Raw genomic sequence first — 19,069 nt, forward strand, 5'->3', positions numbered from 1 at the left:
CGGTAGGCTGGGTATTTGTGCAGACCCACGAGATTCGACGACGGTTCCTGGACCATTTCGTCCGTGCCGGACACACCGAGGTCCCCAGTGCTTCGCTGATCCTGGCCGACCCCAACCTGTTGTTCGTCAACGCAGGCATGGTCCAGTTCGTTCCGTATTTCCTCGGTCAGCAGACCCCGCCGTACGCCACCGCGACCAGCGTGCAGAAGTGCGTGCGCACCCTCGACATCGAGAACGTCGGCATCACCACCCGCCACAACACGTTCTTCCAGATGGCGGGCAACTTCAGCTTCGGCGACTACTTCAAGCGTGAGGCCATCACGCTGGCCTGGACGCTGCTCACCGACAGCGTGGAGGACGGCGGCTACGGCTTCGATCCCGAGCGCCTGTGGGTCACCGTCTACCTCGACGATGACGAGGCCGAGCGGATGTGGCTCGAGATGGGCGTGCCCGCCGACCGCATCCAGCGCCGCGGCATGGCCGACAACTACTGGTCGATGGGCATCCCCGGCCCGTGTGGCCCGTGTTCGGAGATCTACTACGACCGCGGCCCCGAGTACGGCGTCGAGGGCGGCCCGGAGGCCGACGAGGACCGCTACATCGAGATCTGGAATCTCGTGTTCATGCAGAACGAGCGCGGCGCGGGCATCTCCAAGGACAACTTCGAGATCCTCGGCCCGCTGCCCAAGCAGAACATCGACACCGGCATGGGCGTCGAGCGGGTCGCGTTCCTGCTGCAGGGCGTGGACAACGTCTACGAGACCGACCTGATGCGCCCGATCATCGACAAGGCCGAGGAACTCACCGGCCGCTCCTACGGCGTCGAGCACACCGACGACGTGCGCTTCCGCGTGATCGCCGACCACGCCCGCACCGCCGCGATGCTCATCGCCGACGGCGTGAACCCCGGCAACGACGGCCGCGGGTATGTGCTGCGCCGTCTGCTGCGCCGCATCGTGCGTTCGGCGCGCCTGCTCGGCGCCGAGAAGCCGGTGATGGCCGAGCTGATCAAGGTCGTCACCGACCTGATGGCGCCGTCCTACCCCGAGCTGGCCACCGACTTCTCGCGCATCGAGACCGTGTCGGTCGGTGAGGAGATGGCGTTCCTCAAGACCCTCAACACCGGCGAGACCCTGTTCGACAACGCCGCCACCGCGGTGAAGTCCAAGGGCGGCAAGCAGATCACCGGCTCCGACGCGTTCGCCCTGCACGACACCTACGGCTTCCCGATCGACCTCACCCTCGAAATGGCCGCCGAGGCGGGCCTTTCCGTCGACGAGGACGGTTTCCGCTCGCTCATGGCCGAGCAGCGCAAGCGGGCCAAGGACGACGCCCAGGCTCGCAAGCACGCCCACGCCGACCTCACCGTCTACAAGGAACTGGTCGACCGTGGCGCCACCGAGTTCACCGGTTTCGACGAGCTGACCTCCGAGGCCACTGTGCTGGCCCTGATCGCCGACGGCGTGCGCGTCCCGGTGGCCACGGCAGGCCGCGACATCGAGGTCATCCTCGATCGCAGCCCGATGTACGCCGAGTCCGGCGGTCAGATCGCCGACCGCGGCACCATCACGGCCTCGGGTGTGAAGCTGCAGGTCAACGACGTGCAGAAGATCGCCAAGAAGGTCTGGGTACACAAGGCCACCGTCGAGTCGGGCCAGCTCACCGAGGGCGATGTCGTGCTCGCGCAAGCGGATCCGGCCTGGCGTCGCGGCGCCACCCAGGGCCACTCCGGCACGCACATGGTGCACGCCGCGCTGCGCCAGATCCTCGGCCCCAACGCCGTGCAGGCGGGTTCGCTGAACAAGCCGGGTTACCTGCGGTTCGACTTCAACTGGCAGGGTGCGCTGTCGGAGCAGCAGAAGGCCGATATCGAGGCCGTCTCCAATGACGCTGTCGGCGCGAACTTCCCGGTGAACACCTTCGTCACCGATCTGCCTAACGCCAAGAAGATGGGCGCGATGGCGCTGTTCGGCGAGAACTACGGCGACGAGGTGCGCGTCGTGGAGATCGGCGGCCCGTTCTCGATGGAGCTGTGCGGCGGCACCCACGTGGAGCACTCCTCGCAGATCGGCCCGATCACCCTGCTGGGTGAGGCCTCGGTCGGTTCCGGTGTGCGCCGCGTCGAGGCCTTCGTCGGCCTCGACTCCTACAAGTACCTGGCCAAGGAGCGGGCGCTGCTGGCCGGTGTCGCGTCGTCGCTGAAGGTGCCCTCCGACGAGGTGCCGGGGCGCGTGGAGCAGCTCGTGGAGCGGCTCAAGGTGGCCGAGAAGGAACTGGAGCGCACCAAGATCGCCGCGGTGCTGTCGTCGGCGGGCACCTTCGCCGAGCAGGCCGAGCGGGTCGGTGCGGTGCGTCTGGTGGCCGCCGCGGCGCCCGAGGGTGTGTCGGCCGGTGACCTGCGGACGCTGGCCACCGATATCCGTGGCCGTCTCGGCAGTGAGGCCGCCGTGGTCGTGCTGCTCGGCAACGTCGAGGGCAAGGCGCCGTTCGTGGTGACCGTGAACAAGGCCGCCCAGGATCTCGGCTTCAAGTCCGGCGATCTGGTCGCGGCCTTCGGACCGAGTATCGCCGGGCGTGGTGGCGGCAAGCCGGAGATGGCGCAGGGCGCGGGCTCGGATCCGTCGGGCATCCCGGCCGGTTTGACCGCGGTCCGCGCCCGGGTGGCCGAACTCGCCGGCTGATGACCACCCCTGGTTCGTCCAGCGAGGAATCGGCCGACCGCCCCGATCCGGAGACCGACCCGGGTCGGGGCCGCCGGATCGCGATCGACGTGGGCAGCGTGCGCATCGGAGTCGCCTCTAGCGACCCCGACGGCATCCTCGCCACCCCCGTCGAGACCGTCGCGCGCGCCAAATCCGGTGGGCGCGCGGGCCCACCCGCCGATATCGCAAGAATTGCCGACATTGTGCGGGAATACGAAGCGGTCGAAGTGATCATCGGTCTGCCACGCACGCTGCGCGGCGAAAACGGCACCGCGGCCACCATCGCGCGTAAGTTTGCCAAGCAGTTGCGCCGGGTGATCGACCCGATTCCGATACGCCTTTCCGACGAACGTTTGACTACGGTGTCTGCTGCACGTGCGCTGCGCGACAGTGGAGTTCGCGCACGTGGCCAGCGGCAGATGATCGATCAGGCGGCAGCCGTGTCGATTCTGCAAGGATGGTTGGACGAGCGGAGTTCGGTGTTGAAGGACGCAGCAGATACGGCGAGGGTCGGAGACGATGCATGACCGACCGATGGACCAGGGCCGAGGAACGCTACCGGGCTCGGGAAGCTGATCGGCGCTACCCCCGCCGCGACGACTGGGGGCTCGATGCCCGCACGGTGCGTGAGGACGCGGCGCCGGATCGCGGCGAGTGGGACGAGGACGGCACCGACGTCATCCCGCGCTATGAGGACGAGGTCTACGACGACCAGGTCCTGGAAGACGTCCTCGAACCGGAACCCGAGCCGGAGCCGGTCGTTCCGCCGCGTCGCGTCGGGCAGCGCGCAGCGACGGCCGAGCGTGGCCGTCCTCGCGCGGGGTCCGGCCGGAACAAGCCGCCCGGCCGGAACAAGCCGTCGGGACGCGCCAAATCACGGATCGCCTCGCGGAAGGCGGCTGAGCGCAAGAAGCGCCGCCGCAATATGTGGGTGATCGCGGCGGTGTTCGTCGTGCTGGTCGTCTCCGCCGCCGGTTTCGCCGGGTACAAACTGATGGGCAGTCTCGCGCCCGCCGAGGATTTCGCGGGCCCGCCCGGCGAACTCGTGGTGGTCCAGGTGCACTCCGGTGACACCGCCACCCAGATCGCCGACACCATGAAGGAAAAGGGTGTCGTCGCCAGTTCGGAAGCGTTTTACGAAGCGGCCGTGCGCAATTCGAACATGAACAGCGTGCAGCCCGGGTACTATGCGGTGCAGAAGAACAGTCCCGCCGCGCACGCGGTGACCTCGCTGGTGTCGAAGGACTCGCGCGTCGGCAACGTCGTGATCTCGGAGGGGCGTCAGCTGCACAACCGGCGCGACGTCCACACCGGCGCCCCCACGGAAGGCATCTACACCAAGATCGCCGCCGCCAGCTGCCTCGGCGCCGGTTCCGCCGCCAAGTGCGTCACTTACGAGCAACTCGATGCCGCGGGCGCCAGTGCCGACCTGGCCGCTCTCGGCGTGCCCGACTGGGCCAAGGCGTCGGTCGCGGCCGCTCCAGACCGGCGCAGGCAGCTCGACGGGCTGATCTCCGCGGGCACCCTGGATTTCGATCCCAGCGGCGGGGCTGTGCAGATCCTGCGTCAGCTGATCACCGCGAGCGCGGCGCTCTACGAGTCCACCGGATTGTTGCGTTCGGGCGCCGAAACCCAGCTCAACCCCTACCAGACGTTGATCGCGGCCTCGTTGGTCGAACGCGAAGCGCTGGCACCGGACATGCCGAAGGTCGCGCGGGTCATCGTCAACCGGCTGCGGATCGACCAGCCGTTGCAGTTCGACTCGACGGTGAACTATTCGCTGGAGGAGACCGAGGTCGCTACGACCGACTCCGACCGCAACACCGTCACGCCGTGGAACACGTACGCGATGTCGGGTCTGCCCGCCAATCCGATCTCCGCACCCTCGCTCAAAGCCCTGCAGGCGATGGAGAATCCGGAGCCGGGGAAGTGGCTGTACTTCGTCACGATCGACAAGAAGGGCACCACCCTGTTCACCGAGAGCTACTCCGAGCACCTGCGCAATATCGTGAAGGCCGAGCAGAGCGGCATTCTCGACAGTGGGCGCTGAGATGGGTCGCAAGGCCGCTGTCCTCGGTCAGCCGATCGCGCATTCGCGCTCGCCTCAGCTGCACCTGGCCGCCTACCGCGCGCTGGGCCTCGACTGGAGTTACGAGCGGATCGAATGCGATGCCGCGCGGTTGCCCGGGCTCGTCGGTGAGTTGGGCCCGGAATGGGTCGGGCTGTCGGTGACGATGCCGGGCAAGGAAGCGGCGCTGGCGGTGGCTGCCGAGCGCACCGAGCGCGCGGTGCTGGTCGGCTCGGCCAATACCCTCGTGCGCGTCGATGCCGGGTGGTCGGCGGACTGCACCGATGTCGACGGCGTCCTCGGTGCGTTGCGCGGTGGTGGCGTCTCGGCGATCGACGAGGCTGTCGTGCTCGGTGCCGGCGGAACGGCCAGGCCCGCGTTGCTTGCTCTGACCGAACTCGGGGCGAAGAAGGTCACGGTGATCGCCCGTGATGCCGGACGGGCACGCAGCGCACTGGAATTGGCGGACCGTCTCGGCCTGCGGGCCGCGGTCGTGCCGTTCGACAGGGAGCAGGTGCGCGCGGCGTGCGCGTCGGCCGCGGCGGTGGTGAGCACGGTGCCCGCCGAGGCGGCTGCGGTGATCGCGTCGGCGGTAGCCGTGGCACCGGTCGTGCTCGACGCGATCTACAACCCGTGGCCGACCCCCCTCGCAACGGCGGTCGAGGCCGCCGGGCACACGGTGGTCAGCGGCCTGCAGATGTTGCTGAATCAGGCCTACGGACAGGTCGAACTGTTCACCGGTCGACCTGCGCCGCGTGCGGCGATGGCCGCTGCGCTGGAAGCGTCCCTTCCGCAGCAGTAGGCGACGGCTCCGGTGGCTGCCGCCGAGTGCGGTGCCGAATCCTCGACGTCACCGACCGATCTGTCGAATTGACACCGGTTCTAGTTTTTGCCCGCTAAGGTGTTCTTCATGACCGCTTGGGTGTTACGAGCCACCGTCCTCGGCGCGCTGGTCGTCGCCCTGCGTGTTCTGCTCGGCCTCGTCATGGCCTCCTGGCCGACCTACGGCACCTTCTGGCGCGCGGCCTGCCTGCTCGCCATCGTCGCCGTGGTAGTCGCCTGGGGCGTGCGCGACGGCCGCACGGGCGCCGACGGCCTCACCGTCCGCTGGTTGGCTGCCGGGTTCGGCGCGGGCCTGGCCAGCTCGGCCGTGTGCTGGGTCCTCGATCAGGTGCCCGGAATCGAACTCGGCGACGCCGGGATCCTCTACGAACTGACGTCCGCGGCATCGTTCATCCTGCTGCTGATCTTCCTGCCCGCGCTGGCGGGTGTCGCCTTCAGCTACTCGCGGTCGCGCCGTTCGAGCGAATCCGCCACCGGCGCCGCGGAACCCGAATTCGCCACCGCGAACTGAGCGGAGTCGTTCTCTCGGGAACGGCACCGGCCGCGAGTCAGACCCTTCGAACCTGTTCGCGCCCCACCACGGTGTCGGGGCGCGAACAGGTGCCAGAGTGCGGATCTCAGAGCATGATCGGCGACGTGCCCGGGGTGGTGTCGCGGGCGATGGCCGAGTAGGCGGCGGCCAGCAGCGACGGATCAGGGCCCTCGAGTCGGCCGGGCTTGGCCAGACCGTCCAGGATCACGAAACGCAGCACACCGGATCGGGTCTTCTTGTCGGTTTGCATCGCGTCCATCAGGTGGGGGAGCGCATCGCCGTCATAGGAGACGGGCAGGCCGACGCTTTCCAGGATGGTGCGGTGCCGATCGGCGGTGGCGTCGTCGAGACGGCCGGCCAGTCGGCCGAGTTCGGCGGCGAAGACCAAGCCGACGGACACCGCGGCGCCGTGACGCCAGCGGTAGCGCTCGCGGCGCTCCACGGCGTGGCCGAGGGTGTGGCCGTAGTTCAGGATCTCGCGCAGGCTCGATTCCTTGAGGTCGGCGGCGACCACGTCGGCCTTGACCTGGATGGCGCGCCGGATCAGTTCGGGCAGCACATCGCCGGTGGGGTCGAGGGCAGCCTCGGGATCGGCCTCGATGAGGTCGAGGATCACCGGGTCGGCGATGAAACCGGCCTTGATGATCTCGGCCATGCCCGCCACGATCTCGTTGCGCGGCACCGTTTCCAGGGTCGCCAGGTCGACCAGCACGGCGCTGGGCTCGTGGAAGCTGCCCACGAGGTTCTTGCCCGCCTCGGTGTTGATGCCGGTCTTGCCGCCGACCGCGGCGTCGACCATCGCCAGCAGCGTGGTCGGCACGTGCACGATGCGCACCCCGCGCATCCAGGTGGCGGCGACGAAGCCGGCGAGGTCGGTCGCGGCGCCGCCACCGAGACTCACGATGGCGTCGTTGCGGGTCAGGCCGATCCGGCCGAGCACCTCCCAGCAGAACCCGGCCACGGCCAGTTCCTTGCCGTCCTCGGCGTCGGGGATCTCGATGCGATGCGCGTCGATCCCGGTGTCGGCCAGTGCTTTACGCACCGCCTCGGCGGTTTCGGCCAGCGGCGGCTGATGGAAGATCGCCACGGTCCGCACGGCGTTGCCCGCGTTGACCGCTTCGACGAGATCGCCGAGCAGTCCGCGGCCGATGATCACCGGGTACGGGTCGGCGGTGCGAACCTGGATGATGTTCGGCTCTGTCACGTGCGCTGCTCCGATTCTTTCTGGTCATTGTTATTGTGTCGTCCGCCGCGTCGCCGCGGTTGCCCGCGTCGTCGGCGTTCGTTGGCGCCGGTCCCACGCTCCGCGTCACCGGATGGTCCGGCCCGCTGCACCTGTTGTGGTACCCCGGTCCGGCTTTCCACCGAGGATTCCGGGGTAGTCGAACCCGACGGTCCGCCAGGCTCGCCACCGCGCTGCCCGGCCCGCCCTGGGGCGCCTGCCTCACGGCTCGCCGTCCGCCTGCCGCGACCGGCATTGCGACCGGCCGCCTGGCCTCCCGTGACCGGGCTGCGGCCGCCTACTCGACTACCCGGCGTGCTGCGATTACCCGTCCGGCCCCCGGCGCCGGCAGCGCGGTTGCCCGGCTGGTTTTCGGCTGTACCCGCGCGGCCCTCTGATTTCGAGCTCGCGCGGCTCTCCGGACTCTCGGCCACCGAGCCGCCGGTTTCCCGGGTGGCCACGCTGGTTGCCGGCCGGATCCGCGCACCGCCTCGGCGCGACCTGCTACGCCGGGACCGTCGACCGGCGGTCGTGCGTGACTCACTCTGCGCCGCACCCGCTGTGCGAGTGGCGCCGGTGGTGTCGTCGACTGCCGCCCGATCGGTCGCGGATTGTGTTGGCCCCGAACGGTTCCGATCATCCGGGGCGTCGCGGCGTTCGATGGCCGCCACACCTGTCTGGTCGGCACCGCTTCGGCGTGCGGCGGCGGCGCGGGCCCTGGCGCGTCGCCTGTTCTTGGACCGATTGCTGCCCGTTCCGGGCCTGCCGGTGACCGAACCCGAAGCGGGCGAGGTGTTTCCGGCGTTCACACGTGGAGATTGCAGATCGGTGCGCACCGATTCGAGACCGAGCTTGGCCAGGATCATTCGCACCACCCGACCCGGACTCCGCCCGTCGGTCCGCACACGCACGGAGGCGATCTCGCGGTAGAGCGGGCGACGCTCGCGCATCAGATCCCGATACTTGGCAGCGGGGTCGACTCCGTTGAGCAGTGGACGGGTACTGCTGGCGCCGGTACGCCGAACCCCTTCGGACACACTGATTTCCAGGTAGACGACGAGAGCGTCCCGCAGCAGGTCTCTGGTTCGTTCGGACAGCACCGAACCGCCGCCGAGGGAAACCACGCCGTCGTGCTCGAGCACGGCACGGCGCACCACCTGTTCCTCGATCCGGCGGAACTCCGTCTCACCGTCGGTGGCGAAGATGTCGGGAATCGTGCGGCCGGTATCGGCCTCGATCCCCGCGTCGGTGTCGTAGAGCTCCACCCCGAGTTCCCTGGCCAGCTTGCGCCCGATGGTCGACTTCCCCGAGCCGGGCAGCCCGACCAATACCACGCGTGCCGCAGGCGCGGTCCGGTCGTCACCGCCGGTGTCAGGAGCTCCGGGCTCGACGATCGCCGGTGAGGGGCCCGCGTCGCTCTCCGGCGCGGTCCCCTCCTGCCCCTGCGCGGTCACGGGATACGGCTGTCCGCGGGCACGTGTGGGCGGCTACCGATCCGCTTGACGTAACTGGTGATGTTGTCGACGGTCTCGGCCAGCGAGTCGCCGCCGAACTTCTCCAGCGCGGCCTGCGCCAGCACCAGCGCCACCATCGACTCCGCGACCACGGCCGCCGCGGGCACCGCGCACACGTCCGAGCGCTGGTGGATGGCGACGGCTTCCTCACCGCTGGACATGTCGACCGTCGACAGCGCACGCGGCACAGTCGAGATCGGCTTCATCGCGGCGCGCACCCGCAGTGCTTCGCCGTTGGTCATGCCGCCTTCGAGGCCGCCCGCGCGGTTGGTCGAGCGCAAGACGCCGTCGGGGCCGGGACGCATCTCGTCGTGGGCCTGGCTGCCGCGTCGTCGCGCGGTCTCGAACCCGTCGCCCACCTCGACACCCTTGATCGCCTGGATGCCCATGAGGGCGGCGGCCAGGCGCGAATCCAGACGCTGCTCACCGCTGACGAACGAACCGAGCCCGATGGGCAGGCCGTCCACGATCACCTCGACGACGCCGCCGAGGGTGTCGCCGTCCTTCTTGGCCGCTTCGATCTCCGCGATCATGGCCGCCTCGGCGTCGGCGTCGAACGCCCGCACGGGGCTGGCGTCGACCGCGTCGAGATCGGCCGGACCCGGCGTGACGCCGGTGGTGTTGGCGGCGGCGCCGATCGACACCACATGCGAGATGACCTCGACACCGAAGGCCTGGCGCAGGAAGTTGCGCGCGAGTGTGCCTGCTGCGACCCGGGCCGCGGTCTCCCGGGCGCTGGCCCGTTCGAGCACCGGACGGGCATCGTCGAAGCCGTACTTGAGCATCCCGGAGTAATCGGCGTGACCGGGGCGCGGGCGGGTGAGCGGCGCGTTACGCGCCATTCCCGCGAGCTCGGTCTCGTCGATCGGATCGGCCGACATCACTTCGGTCCACTTGGGCCACTCGGAGTTGGCGATCTCGATGGCGACCGGGCCACCCATGGTGCGGCCGTGGCGTACGCCACCGACCAGGGTGACCTTGTCGGCCTCGAACTTCATCCGGGCGCCGCGCCCGTAACCGAGCCGGCGGCGGGCGAGCTGTGCGGAGACATCGTCCGATGTCACCTCGACTCCGGCGACCATCCCTTCCAGGAGGGCGACGAGAGCGGGACCATGGGATTCTCCGGCAGTTATCCAGCGCAACACGCCGACTATCTTCCCATGTCGACACGTGTAGTCGGGAATGCGGGCCGACGTGACGAGCGGCACGTCGGCGCCGAGCCGGGCCGCGCGGTGGCGGCCGCCGCCCTGATCCGGCCGAACCAGCCTGCTCCGGACCGCAGGCAACACCCCATCACAGGGTTCGTCTCGGCGCGTCGCGCTGCCGGTCATGCCAGTGCCATCGCGGTGACGGTGGCCAGGCACATCGCGGGGCCGTGTGGCACCAGCCGCCGTGCCGGTACCGCGCGCACCTGCCGCGAACCACGGCCCACCACCGCACGCAGCCGATCACCGCCGAGCAGCACGGCCGCGGCCGCGGCGGTGAGCAGCGGGGCGGCCACCGCGGCCCACACCCAGGCCGGCGGACCGGCGATCGCCGTGGCAGCTCCGAGCGACACCGCGAGCTTCACATCACCCGCGCCGAGCGCGGCCGGGGAGTGCAGGTGGGCGATCAGATACGGCATCGTCAACAGCGCGGCCCCGATCACCGCGGTCTCCAATTCCCCTGTCGAGAACGCGAACAGGAACACCGCGGCCGCACCCACGCCGGTCAGCGCGTTGGGAAGGCGACGGGCATGGATGTCGATGACGCCCAGCAGCAGGCACCAGGCGATGAGGCAACAGAACGCGGCAGTGGTCATGGGATCGATCGTGCTGGGCCGCGACCGCCGAAAGTGGGCCGTACCCGAGAATGTGGATAACGTCCGCGCATGTGGACAACGCTGTATCCACCTCGCCCACCGACACGAAATCCTGGGTATCGCGTGCCGACGTGTCGCCCGTCGGGCGGTAGCGTTGACCCATGTGTGCTGACTACACGGCTCCCGATTACGCGGCCCGGCGCGGTGCCCTGCGGAGCCTGCTGGTGGAAAACGGTGTCGACGCGTTGCTGGTGACCGATCTGGTCAACATCCGCTACCTGACCGGCTTCACCGGATCCAATGCCGTTGTGCTGGTGCATTCGTGGGATATGCGCGGAGCCGAGGACCGCACTGTCATCGGTACCGACGGCCGGTACTCCGCTCAGGTCGCCGAACAGGTCCCCGATCTGCAGGCCGAGATCTGCCGGGCCACCGCGCGCCGCGTTCTCGAGCTGACCGGGGAATGGCAGCTCGGTCGCGTCGGCTTCGAGAGCCACGTGGTGACCGTCGATCAGCACACCGCGTTCCAGGAGCTGCGCACCGGGCTGCAACTCGTCCCCACCTCGGGTCTGGTCGAACAGCTGCGGATGGTCAAGGATCCCTACGAGGTCGACCAGCTCGGCGCGGCGTGCACGGCCGCCGACAAGGCGCTGGCCACCCTGCTCGAGCGGGGCCTGCTGCGTCCGGGCCGCACCGAGAGACAGGTCGCCCGCGACCTCGAATGGGCGATGTTCGAGCACGGTGCCGATGCGATCTCGTTCGAGACGATCGTCGCCGCGGGCGCCCATTCGGCCATCCCGCACCACCGGCCGACCGGCGCCGTCCTGGCCACCGGTGACTTCGTGAAGTTCGATTTCGGCGCGGTGGTCAACGGCTACCACTCCGACATGACCCGCACCCTGGTCCTGGGGACCCCCGCCGACTGGCAGCGGGAGATCTACGAACTGGTCGCCCGCTCGCAACGCGCGGGCACCGAGGCGCTCGAACCCGGCGCGCAGACCAGCGAGGTCGACGCGGCGGCCCGGATGATCATCGAAGAGGCGGGGTACGGCCCGCAGTTCGTGCACGGTCTCGGTCACGGCGTCGGGCTGCAGATCCATGAAGCACCCGGAGTGGCGAAAACGAGTACCGGTACACTTCTGGCTGGTGTGGCGGTGACCGTCGAACCTGGTGTATACCTTCCCGGCCGCGGCGGGGTCCGGATCGAGGACACGCTCGTGGTACGCGAAGCGGGCCCGGAACTGCTCACCCGCACCAGCAAGGACTTGATCGTCGTCGACTGACGTCGGCGCGCAGAACGCAGTAACCCCCAGTACGCAGTAATACGAAAGAGGAGATCCGAGGACAGTGGCGGACACCAGCGACTTCAAGAACGGCCTTGTGCTGAAGATCGACGGTCAGCTCCAGCAGATCATCGAATTCCAGCACGTGAAGCCGGGCAAAGGACCCGCGTTCGTGCGGACCAAGCTGAAGAACGTCGTGTCCGGCAAGGTCGTCGACAAGACCTTCAACGCGGGTGTCAAGGTCGAGACCGCGACCGTCGACCGTCGCGACATGACCTACCTGTACCACGACGGCACCGACTACATCTTCATGGACGGTGACACCTACGACCAGATCTCCATCCCGGAGGCCACCATCGGTGACGGTGCCCGCTTCCTGCTGGAGAACATGGGCGTGCAGGTCGCCGTGCACGAGGACGCGCCGCTGTTCGTGGAGCTCCCCGTCACCATCGAGCTGGTCGTGCAGCACACCGACATCGGCCTGCAGGGCGACCGCTCCACCGGCGGCACCAAGCCCGCCACCCTGGAAACCGGCGCCGAGGTGGCCGTTCCGCTGTTCATCAACACCGGTGACAAGCTGAAAATCGACTCGCGCGACGGCAGCTACCTCGGCCGCGTCAACGGCTGATCGTGACCGACTCCCCGGCAGACAAGAAGGGCTCGTTCAAGAAGCTCGGCGCGCGCCACAAGGCGCGCCGCCGGGCCGTGGACCTGCTGTTCGAAGCGGAGGCGCGCGATGTCGACGTCTCCGTGCTGCTCTCGGATCGCGCTGAGCTGGCGACCCGCGACCAGAGCGTGGCTCCCGTGCACGCCTACACCACCACCCTCGTCGAGGGCGTCGCCGACGATCTCGACCGGGTCGACGGCACCATCGAGGGCTACCTCCAGGACTGGACTCTGCAGCGGCTGCCCGCGGTCGACCGGGCCATTCTGCGGATCGCGGTGTGGGAGCTGTTCCACGCCACCGACGTGCCCCCGGTCGTCGCGGTCGACGAGGCTGTCGAGCTGGCCAAGGAACTGTCCACCGACGACTCCCCGTCGTTCGTGAACGGCGTGCTCGGCCAGGTCGTGCAGGTGGCGCCGCAGGTCCGCGCCGCCGCGGCCGCAACGGCCGCCACGAAGGCCGCGCGTGGCGAGTCGGAGTCCTGAGGCGTGGCGCGCAAGTACCTCGTGATGGCCGAACGCACCCCGGCGTTCGACGCCTCGGTGATCGAACCGCACCGCAGCTTCCTGCGGGAACTGCTCGCTGAGGGCCGACTCCAGGAAAGCGGTGGCTTCACCGACGGCACCGGCGGCGCCTATGTCATCCTGGCCGAAAGCCTCACCGCCGCAACAACAATCGCCTACTCCGACCCGCTGCACACCACCGGCGCCTCGGATCTGACGATCCACGAATGGGAAATCACCGTTTCGGCGTGAATCCCGTTCCCGCAGCCGCACGTTCCGAGTGAACGTGCGGCTGTTGTCGTACGCGGGCCCGGTCAGATCTTGTGCAGGCAGAACGAGACCGCCGGTGAGGTGTGGATCACCGCTTTCGTCTCGCGAAACCGCTTCCGCGTCGCGTCGCAGACGTTCCGGTCCTCGGCTTCGACGCGAGTATCGACCTCGAATGTCCCTGCGCCACAGGGGACCTTGCGTAGACGGTCGAGATGGAGCTTGACGTTGCCCGGGTCGTTGACACACTCACCGACTTTCGCGTTGAGGTGAGTGCACAGGTACTTCATGGGGCTGCTGGTGTACTTCCGGCGACTCCGCGAGAAGTCCGTGTCACCGGTCGCGCATTTCTGCGTACTCCACGCGCTGGTGATGATCAACGCCGCGTCGGGGTCGGCGCATGCGCGTCGATGAAAGTCCCAGCCACCGCGGGTCGGATCGGTGTAGTACCCGCAATCGCCGGTTCGCTCCGTGTCCGATCGCGGCGAGAGCAGACCCCAGGCCATCAACCCGACCGCGCTGATCGGCACGAGCGCGACCAGCCCGAGCAGAACCCACTTACGTTTGCCGCCGAACAAGCGCGCAGTGCGCGCCTGTTGCTCCCGATAGCCCGGCCGTGTGCGACGACCGCGGGGCGGTCGCCACTGATCACTCGGTCGCGCCGGCTGCCCGGTCTGTTGTCCCTGCGGGATGTTCGGCTGCTCCACCCCGCCAGCTTGCCACCGGCGCAGTCGAACTCGCATCGCGGCTGTCGTCTCGGACCCATACCGCGGGGCGAGCCCTACGCTGCCGTGTCGCCCGCGCCCCGGACCGCTCGATCGTGGTCCTGGAGTGCTTTCGTGATGATGTCGGTGACGTCGGCATCGTCGAAATCGCCGGGCAGGCCCATGCCCAGGGTGTCGAACAGGTCGCGTACCTGTTCGACAGTCGGCTCGTCGTCGAGCCGTACGGACGTCGCGCGGTCGATCGCGACCGGCCGGGATTCGGCGAAGCTGGTCCTGAGTTCGATGTTCCAGGAGTCGTAGTAGGGGCGGTCGCGCTCGATGATCATGGCGGGGAACCGCGGTCCGCGCTGGGTGACGATCAGAAAGCGGGTGGACAGGTCCCACCGGAACAGCGACACCGACGACGTCAGGCCGATCTGGATGTCGAGGAGCTGCGGCAGTCGTTGTTTGTGCCAGCATGCCGCGGCGATGGTGGCGTACACCTCGATCTGAGTGCCCTTGGCCGTCCAGGTGCGCGCGTCGTCGTCGGCGCCTTCGGCCAGCGAGCGGTAGAGCGCGGCGTAACGCGAACAGAGGTCGCGATCGGTCGGATCGAGAATTTCCAGGCGGACCAGCAGCTCTCGGCGATTGCGATGAGCTCGGTGCAAGCAATCGGGCAGCGTGACAACGCGGGTGTGAGCCCCGGTCCCGCCTTTGAAGATCCAGCGATCGGTTTCGGTCCGTGCCTCGGCGAGCACTTCCGATACCTCGTCGCCCTTGGCGAATCGGACGGCCGACAAGCTGTCGAGCGTGCGCTGGGTGCTGGTGAGCAGTTCGTCGATCGCCGAGGCCCGGTCGCGCCGGTCGTTCAGCTCGTCCAGCGTGTGCGCGATCTCGGTGAGGGACTGTCGTACCTGTGCGTTCATCGCCTCCTGTCGCCATCGGTCACGCAGAACGGCGAAGGCGATCACGCCGAGAGTGAGTGGGATGACCTTGGTCAGCAGCTCTTGCCTGGTGGGGTCGACCAGCCCGAGCACGCTCAGCGTGACAGCAAGAACAATGGCGATCGCGCTTTCGAAATTGCTCTTGATCCACACCGCAGCAGCGACGATGCGTGCGGGAAAACTCATGGCGGCCACCCCTTTTCGCCGACATCGCCGGTCATTCGTCCGGTGCGATGCGCTACAGGCTAGCGGGAGGCTCCGGTTTGCGCACGACGGACTTCACGAGCTGTGCCAGCTCGTCGACAGCGACCGGCCCACCGGCGAGGAAGCTCACTTCGCTCGACGGATCATCGATGGATTCGGGCAGCGGAGTTCGGTCGAAGTCGGTGATCTCGATGCCGCACTCACGAGCGATCAGGCTACCTGCGGGGAAGTCGATCAACCCGGCGCGGTAGCCGACGAATCCGTGTATCAGCCCACGGCTCAGCATGATCCAGCACAGCAGGGGTGACCACAGCTGGATGAGACGTCGGGAATGGGTTTCCAGCGCGAGTCGAAGGGCGATGGCGGTGGTGTCGGTACGGCCGACCGGATACCCCTGCAACCATGCCAGCACTGGATCGCCGGGCGGTCGCGGCGGCACCTGGCGTCGCAGCGCACCGTGCGGCCCTGCCGCGCCTCGTCCCCGAATGGCCGACCAGGTGTTGCCGGTCATCGGTTCGTGCACGACACCCAGAACCGGGGTCCCGAAGTGGCACAACGCGATACCGATGCTGAACACCGGCAGACCGACCGCGAGATTGTTGGTGCCGTCGAGCGGGTCGACGAACCAGCACCATTCCGGCTCACCGCGGAGTTCGCCGGATTCTTCGGCGATGACGCGGTGGTGGGGGAACGCTCGGCGCAGATCGCGAAGAATGATCTCCTCGGCGCCGAGGTCCAGATCGCTGACCAGGTCGCCGCCGGCGTCCTTGACCCGGATACCGAGCGGCTGAGTCAGACGTGAGTGGATGAGCTGCCCGGCGCGGATCGCGGTGTCACGTGCGGTCGCGGCGGCGCGCTCGATGACGTCGCGTTCGAGTGTGAGATCTATGAATTCGCTGTGTCGCACCGTTCCTCCAGGCCATTCGCGGGGCAATCCGTTCGCAGGCGCGCCAGGACGGCTTCGGCCAGCTCCCGCGTTCGCTGGGAACTGTGCGGTGTGCGTTCGACACGATGATCGGTGGTGCCGGGATCGCCCAGCGACAGGTCGAGCTCGCCGGGGATGTGTTCGCCCAACACGATGGTGGCGGCGGCGCTCAACACATCGGTGACGTGGAACTCGCTGTGCGGCAACGTGTACACGTCGCCGTCGCGGAACACCTCGCGCGATCGGCTGCGGTATCGGACCGAGCGGCGGGTGGCGTGGACGGTATCGCCGTCGGTGTCGCTACGAACCTCGAAAACCCGATGGGTGCCCGCGTCCGAATCGGCCGAGACATCGATGATCTCGTTGACGACCGTGCCGTACAGGACATGACTGACCAGATTCCAGCTATGGGCGTGCACCATCGATGTCGTCGGCGCGGCGGGCCGGTCGGTACTCCAAACATGCAGGCAGATGCCGCGGCCCTCCTGTCGCCACACCGGAAAACAGGTGAACCCCAACGGATGCCGGACCGCAACGACCTCGACCACGCCTGCTGCCACGTCGGCCAGATAATCGTGCACCCAGGCACGCACCTCGGCGGTCGCGCCCGCAGCGGTGAGCAGCGAACGGAGCCGGGTGTAGGCGGGCATCAGTACGGGTTTCTCGGCTGGAGCGCACGGCGCACGATGTCGGCGACGTCGCGGTCGGTGAACGAGGTCGGCAGACCCAATCCCAGCGCGTCGAAGAGTCGCCTGGTCTGGTCGACGGAGGGTTCGTCCGCCAACGGCAGGTCCTCGCACCGATACAACGGAACCTGGCGGGTCTGTTTGAAACTGGCGACCAGTTCGCGGCTGAAGTCACGGTAGTAGGGCCGGTCGCGTTCGAACATGAGCGCCGGGGTGTTCGGGTTGTCCTGCGTGACGATGACGCAACTCGACGAGAGGTCCCAACGGAAGGTCGTCATCACCGCGGACAACCCGACGTCGATGGTGAGGAAGGTGAACCGTTGGCGGTACCAGCACGCCGCGAGCACCGTCGCGTAGGCCTCCTTGCGAGTGCGCTCAGTGGTCCACTGCTCGCCGGTGCGGTCGGCTTCCGGGGTGAGCGAGGACCGGAACTGCGCGTAGGTCTTGCACAGCGCCTCGTTCGACGGATCGAGGATCTCGATCTGCATGCGCAGGGGGCGTTGTTCACGGCGCGCGTTCTCCACACACGCGCGCAAAGTGACGGCTCGAATGTAGGTTCCGGTGCCGCCCTTGAAGATCCACTGCTCGGTGTCGCGGCGGGCGAGGGTGTGCGCGTGGCCGATCTCGGGTCCGTAGAGCAGATGGACCGCGGTCGCGTCGCGGACCGCTTTGGTGGCGATCCGTCGGTCACGCAGCAGGGTGGTCGCGAGCAGAGCGAGCACGAGCAGCACTGCGCCGTCGATGACCGCCGGTTCGAGCTCGATCTGATTCGACAGTGGATCCATCACGGCGATCGCGCCGATGATCACCGCGATGGTCAGCGCCAGCGCGCCATCGACGTTGGTACGCAACCAGTTCAGCAGTCGCGACATCCCGCCCCCTCCCAGTTCGGTGATTCCAGGATAGGCCGCGCGACCGGGTCGGCGGGTCGGGAAGTCGAGAAGTCAGGCGATGAGCAGCAGCGCGGTGACCGCGGCGGCCGTCGCGACCACGGCCAGTGCGAATCCGGTGCAGACGAACCGGAGCATCGGAACGCGCACCTCGTGGGTGCGACAGAACTCCAGTCCGATCAGCGTTGCCAGCGATGCCCACGGCGTGACGACCGGCCCGACGTTCGTGCCGATGAGCAGCGCGAGCAGCTGTGTCCCGTTCTCCACCGGGATCACGGATTCCCCGGCGGTGTAGGCAGGCAGATTGTTGGCCACGTTGGACAGGCCCGCCCCCGCGGCCGCCGCGCGGAACGCCCCGGCGACACCGTCGTCGACGCCGATCAGGCCGTGCATGATGTCGTTGAGTCCCCATCGGCTCAATGTCGGCACCACCAGGAACAATCCGACGACGAAGATCAGCAACTGGAACGGGATCAGCGACCACCGCAGCGCTGCGGGCCGCAGAATCGCGAAGGCGACGACCGCGATCGCGGCGGCCACCACCGCGGCGAGACCGATCTGATCACCGACCACCGGAATCGCGAGGATGAACAGCAAGCACGCACCGGCGGTCGCGTAAAGCAATGTCCGCGCACGCATTCCCTCGGTGCGGATGGGCTCCGGCGGCACGTAGCGGTCGGCGTCGCGACGATCACGACGCCAGTACCACAGCCACAGGAACAGCATCGTCACCGTGATCGAGGCGAGCTGGGGCGCCCACATGCTCGCCGCGAATTCGGTGGAGCTCTTGGCGATCCGATCCGCCGCCAGCAGATTCGTCAGATTGGATACGGGCAACAGCAGGCTGGCGGTGTTGGCCAGCCACAGCGTGGTGATCGCCAGCGGCAGCGGCGGGATGCGTGTCGGTCCCGCGAGCGCGAGCATGACCGGGGTCAGCAGCACGGCGGTGGTGTCGAGGTTCAGCAGAATCGTTGTCGCCGAGGCGAACGTCACGCACAGTGCGAACAGGGCGAGGTAGTTTCCGCGTCCGACGATCGCGATCCGATGCGCGATGACATCGAAAACCTTGGCTTCCCTGGTGAGTTCGGCCAGCACGATCACGCTGGCGAGAAAAAGCAGCAACGGCCCGACGCGACGCAGGTTCGCCGCCGCCTCGGCGCGGGGCAGCAGTCCGGTCGCGACGAAGGTCAACCCGACGAGCAGCAGGCCGACGCGAATCCGATCCAGCACCGACAGCCGTGGTCGTGGTAGCCGTGCCCACCACTGCGGTGGCGTGACGCGGCGGTGCGGGTCGACCTTTTCGGACACCGATCCATG

General features: G+C 68.2%; 18 protein-coding genes and 1 pseudogene. 9 read left to right on the top strand and 10 right to left on the bottom strand.

Going from position 1 to position 19,069, the window contains the following annotated elements; genetic code table 11:
* The first annotated feature begins 17 nt into the window (after positions 1–17).
* The 5 genes from alaS to ACWGCN_RS15205 all read left to right on the top strand — a co-directional run bounded on the left by alaS (position 18) and on the right by ACWGCN_RS15205 (position 6,124).
* Entirely contained in the window at positions 18–2,681 is a 2,664-nt protein-coding gene (gene alaS / locus ACWGCN_RS15185) for an alanine--tRNA ligase (RefSeq protein WP_452457821.1), read from the top strand.
* Positions 2,681–3,229, top strand: coding sequence for a Holliday junction resolvase RuvX (ruvX, locus tag ACWGCN_RS15190; protein WP_378989019.1), 549 nt, complete (start codon positions 2,681–2,683; stop codon positions 3,227–3,229). Before alaS ends, ruvX begins: the two co-directional genes overlap by 1 nt.
* Positions 3,226–4,752: an endolytic transglycosylase MltG gene (locus ACWGCN_RS15195; protein WP_449966051.1), complete on the top strand. Its 1,527-nt coding sequence runs from the start codon at positions 3,226–3,228 to the stop codon at positions 4,750–4,752. Before ruvX ends, ACWGCN_RS15195 begins: the two co-directional genes overlap by 4 nt.
* A gap of 1 nt (position 4,753) precedes the next feature.
* The gene (locus ACWGCN_RS15200) at positions 4,754–5,572 is read left to right on the top strand and encodes a shikimate dehydrogenase (RefSeq protein WP_378989021.1); all 819 of its coding nucleotides are present in this window, start codon (positions 4,754–4,756) and stop codon (positions 5,570–5,572) included.
* Positions 5,573–5,680: 108 nt separating this feature from the next.
* Entirely contained in the window at positions 5,681–6,124 is a 444-nt protein-coding gene (locus ACWGCN_RS15205; protein ID WP_452457822.1) for a B-4DMT family transporter, read from the top strand.
* A gap of 106 nt (positions 6,125–6,230) precedes the next feature.
* On the opposite strand, the gene aroB is transcribed toward ACWGCN_RS15205, so the two are convergent.
* The 4 genes and pseudogenes from aroB to ACWGCN_RS15225 form a co-directional block, all read right to left on the bottom strand.
* Entirely contained in the window at positions 6,231–7,349 is a 1,119-nt protein-coding gene (gene aroB / locus ACWGCN_RS15210) for a 3-dehydroquinate synthase (RefSeq protein ID WP_101467074.1), read from the bottom strand.
* An 866-nt stretch (positions 7,350–8,215) separates the two neighbouring features.
* Positions 8,216–8,761, bottom strand: a pseudogene (locus ACWGCN_RS15215) (shikimate kinase); the annotation flags it as partial.
* A 56-nt stretch (positions 8,762–8,817) separates the two neighbouring features.
* The gene (gene aroC, locus ACWGCN_RS15220) at positions 8,818–10,026 is read right to left on the bottom strand and encodes a chorismate synthase (RefSeq protein WP_387444442.1); all 1,209 of its coding nucleotides are present in this window, start codon (positions 10,024–10,026) and stop codon (positions 8,818–8,820) included.
* Positions 10,027–10,208: 182 nt separating this feature from the next.
* Entirely contained in the window at positions 10,209–10,682 is a 474-nt protein-coding gene (locus ACWGCN_RS15225) for a prepilin peptidase (protein ID WP_452457823.1), read from the bottom strand.
* 161 nt (positions 10,683–10,843) lie between these two features.
* Between ACWGCN_RS15225 and ACWGCN_RS15230 the strand changes: the two genes are divergently transcribed.
* The 4 genes from ACWGCN_RS15230 to ACWGCN_RS15245 all read left to right on the top strand — a co-directional run bounded on the left by ACWGCN_RS15230 (position 10,844) and on the right by ACWGCN_RS15245 (position 13,384).
* Positions 10,844–11,965, top strand: a complete 1,122-nt coding sequence (locus ACWGCN_RS15230; RefSeq protein WP_378989024.1) for a M24 family metallopeptidase — start codon at positions 10,844–10,846, stop codon at positions 11,963–11,965.
* Between the two features lie 64 nt (positions 11,966–12,029).
* Positions 12,030–12,593 carry an elongation factor P gene (efp, locus tag ACWGCN_RS15235; protein ID WP_067452307.1) on the top strand — a complete coding sequence of 188 codons (564 nt, stop codon included), beginning with the start codon at positions 12,030–12,032 and terminating at the stop codon, positions 12,591–12,593.
* A gap of 2 nt (positions 12,594–12,595) precedes the next feature.
* Complete coding sequence (gene nusB, locus ACWGCN_RS15240) at positions 12,596–13,114, top strand: transcription antitermination factor NusB (RefSeq protein ID WP_378626982.1); 519 nt, start codon at positions 12,596–12,598, stop codon at positions 13,112–13,114.
* Positions 13,115–13,117: 3 nt separating this feature from the next.
* Positions 13,118–13,384 carry a YciI family protein gene (locus tag ACWGCN_RS15245; protein WP_452457824.1) on the top strand — a complete coding sequence of 89 codons (267 nt, stop codon included), beginning with the start codon at positions 13,118–13,120 and terminating at the stop codon, positions 13,382–13,384.
* Positions 13,385–13,446: 62 nt separating this feature from the next.
* On the opposite strand, the gene ACWGCN_RS15250 is transcribed toward ACWGCN_RS15245, so the two are convergent.
* The 6 genes from ACWGCN_RS15250 to ACWGCN_RS15275 form a co-directional block, all read right to left on the bottom strand.
* A complete protein-coding gene (locus tag ACWGCN_RS15250; protein WP_452457825.1) occupies positions 13,447–14,106 on the bottom strand; it encodes a hypothetical protein in 660 nt (219 codons plus the stop codon).
* Between the two features lie 74 nt (positions 14,107–14,180).
* Entirely contained in the window at positions 14,181–15,233 is a 1,053-nt protein-coding gene (locus ACWGCN_RS15255) for a hypothetical protein (RefSeq protein ID WP_452457826.1), read from the bottom strand.
* Between the two features lie 52 nt (positions 15,234–15,285).
* A complete protein-coding gene (locus ACWGCN_RS15260) occupies positions 15,286–16,158 on the bottom strand; it encodes an inositol monophosphatase family protein (RefSeq protein WP_452457827.1) in 873 nt (290 codons plus the stop codon).
* Positions 16,137–16,826 carry a hypothetical protein gene (locus tag ACWGCN_RS15265; protein ID WP_378989030.1) on the bottom strand — a complete coding sequence of 230 codons (690 nt, stop codon included), beginning with the start codon at positions 16,824–16,826 and terminating at the stop codon, positions 16,137–16,139. Before ACWGCN_RS15265 ends, ACWGCN_RS15260 begins: the two co-directional genes overlap by 22 nt.
* The gene (locus ACWGCN_RS15270) at positions 16,826–17,734 is read right to left on the bottom strand and encodes a hypothetical protein (protein ID WP_378989031.1); all 909 of its coding nucleotides are present in this window, start codon (positions 17,732–17,734) and stop codon (positions 16,826–16,828) included. The genes ACWGCN_RS15265 and ACWGCN_RS15270 overlap by 1 nt, the downstream gene beginning before the upstream one ends.
* Before the next feature lie 72 nt (positions 17,735–17,806).
* The gene (locus ACWGCN_RS15275) at positions 17,807–19,060 is read right to left on the bottom strand and encodes an ArsB/NhaD family transporter (protein ID WP_378989032.1); all 1,254 of its coding nucleotides are present in this window, start codon (positions 19,058–19,060) and stop codon (positions 17,807–17,809) included.
* Between the last annotated feature and the right edge of the window lie 9 nt (positions 19,061–19,069).

Source organism: Nocardia sp. NPDC055050 (assembly GCF_053608345.1).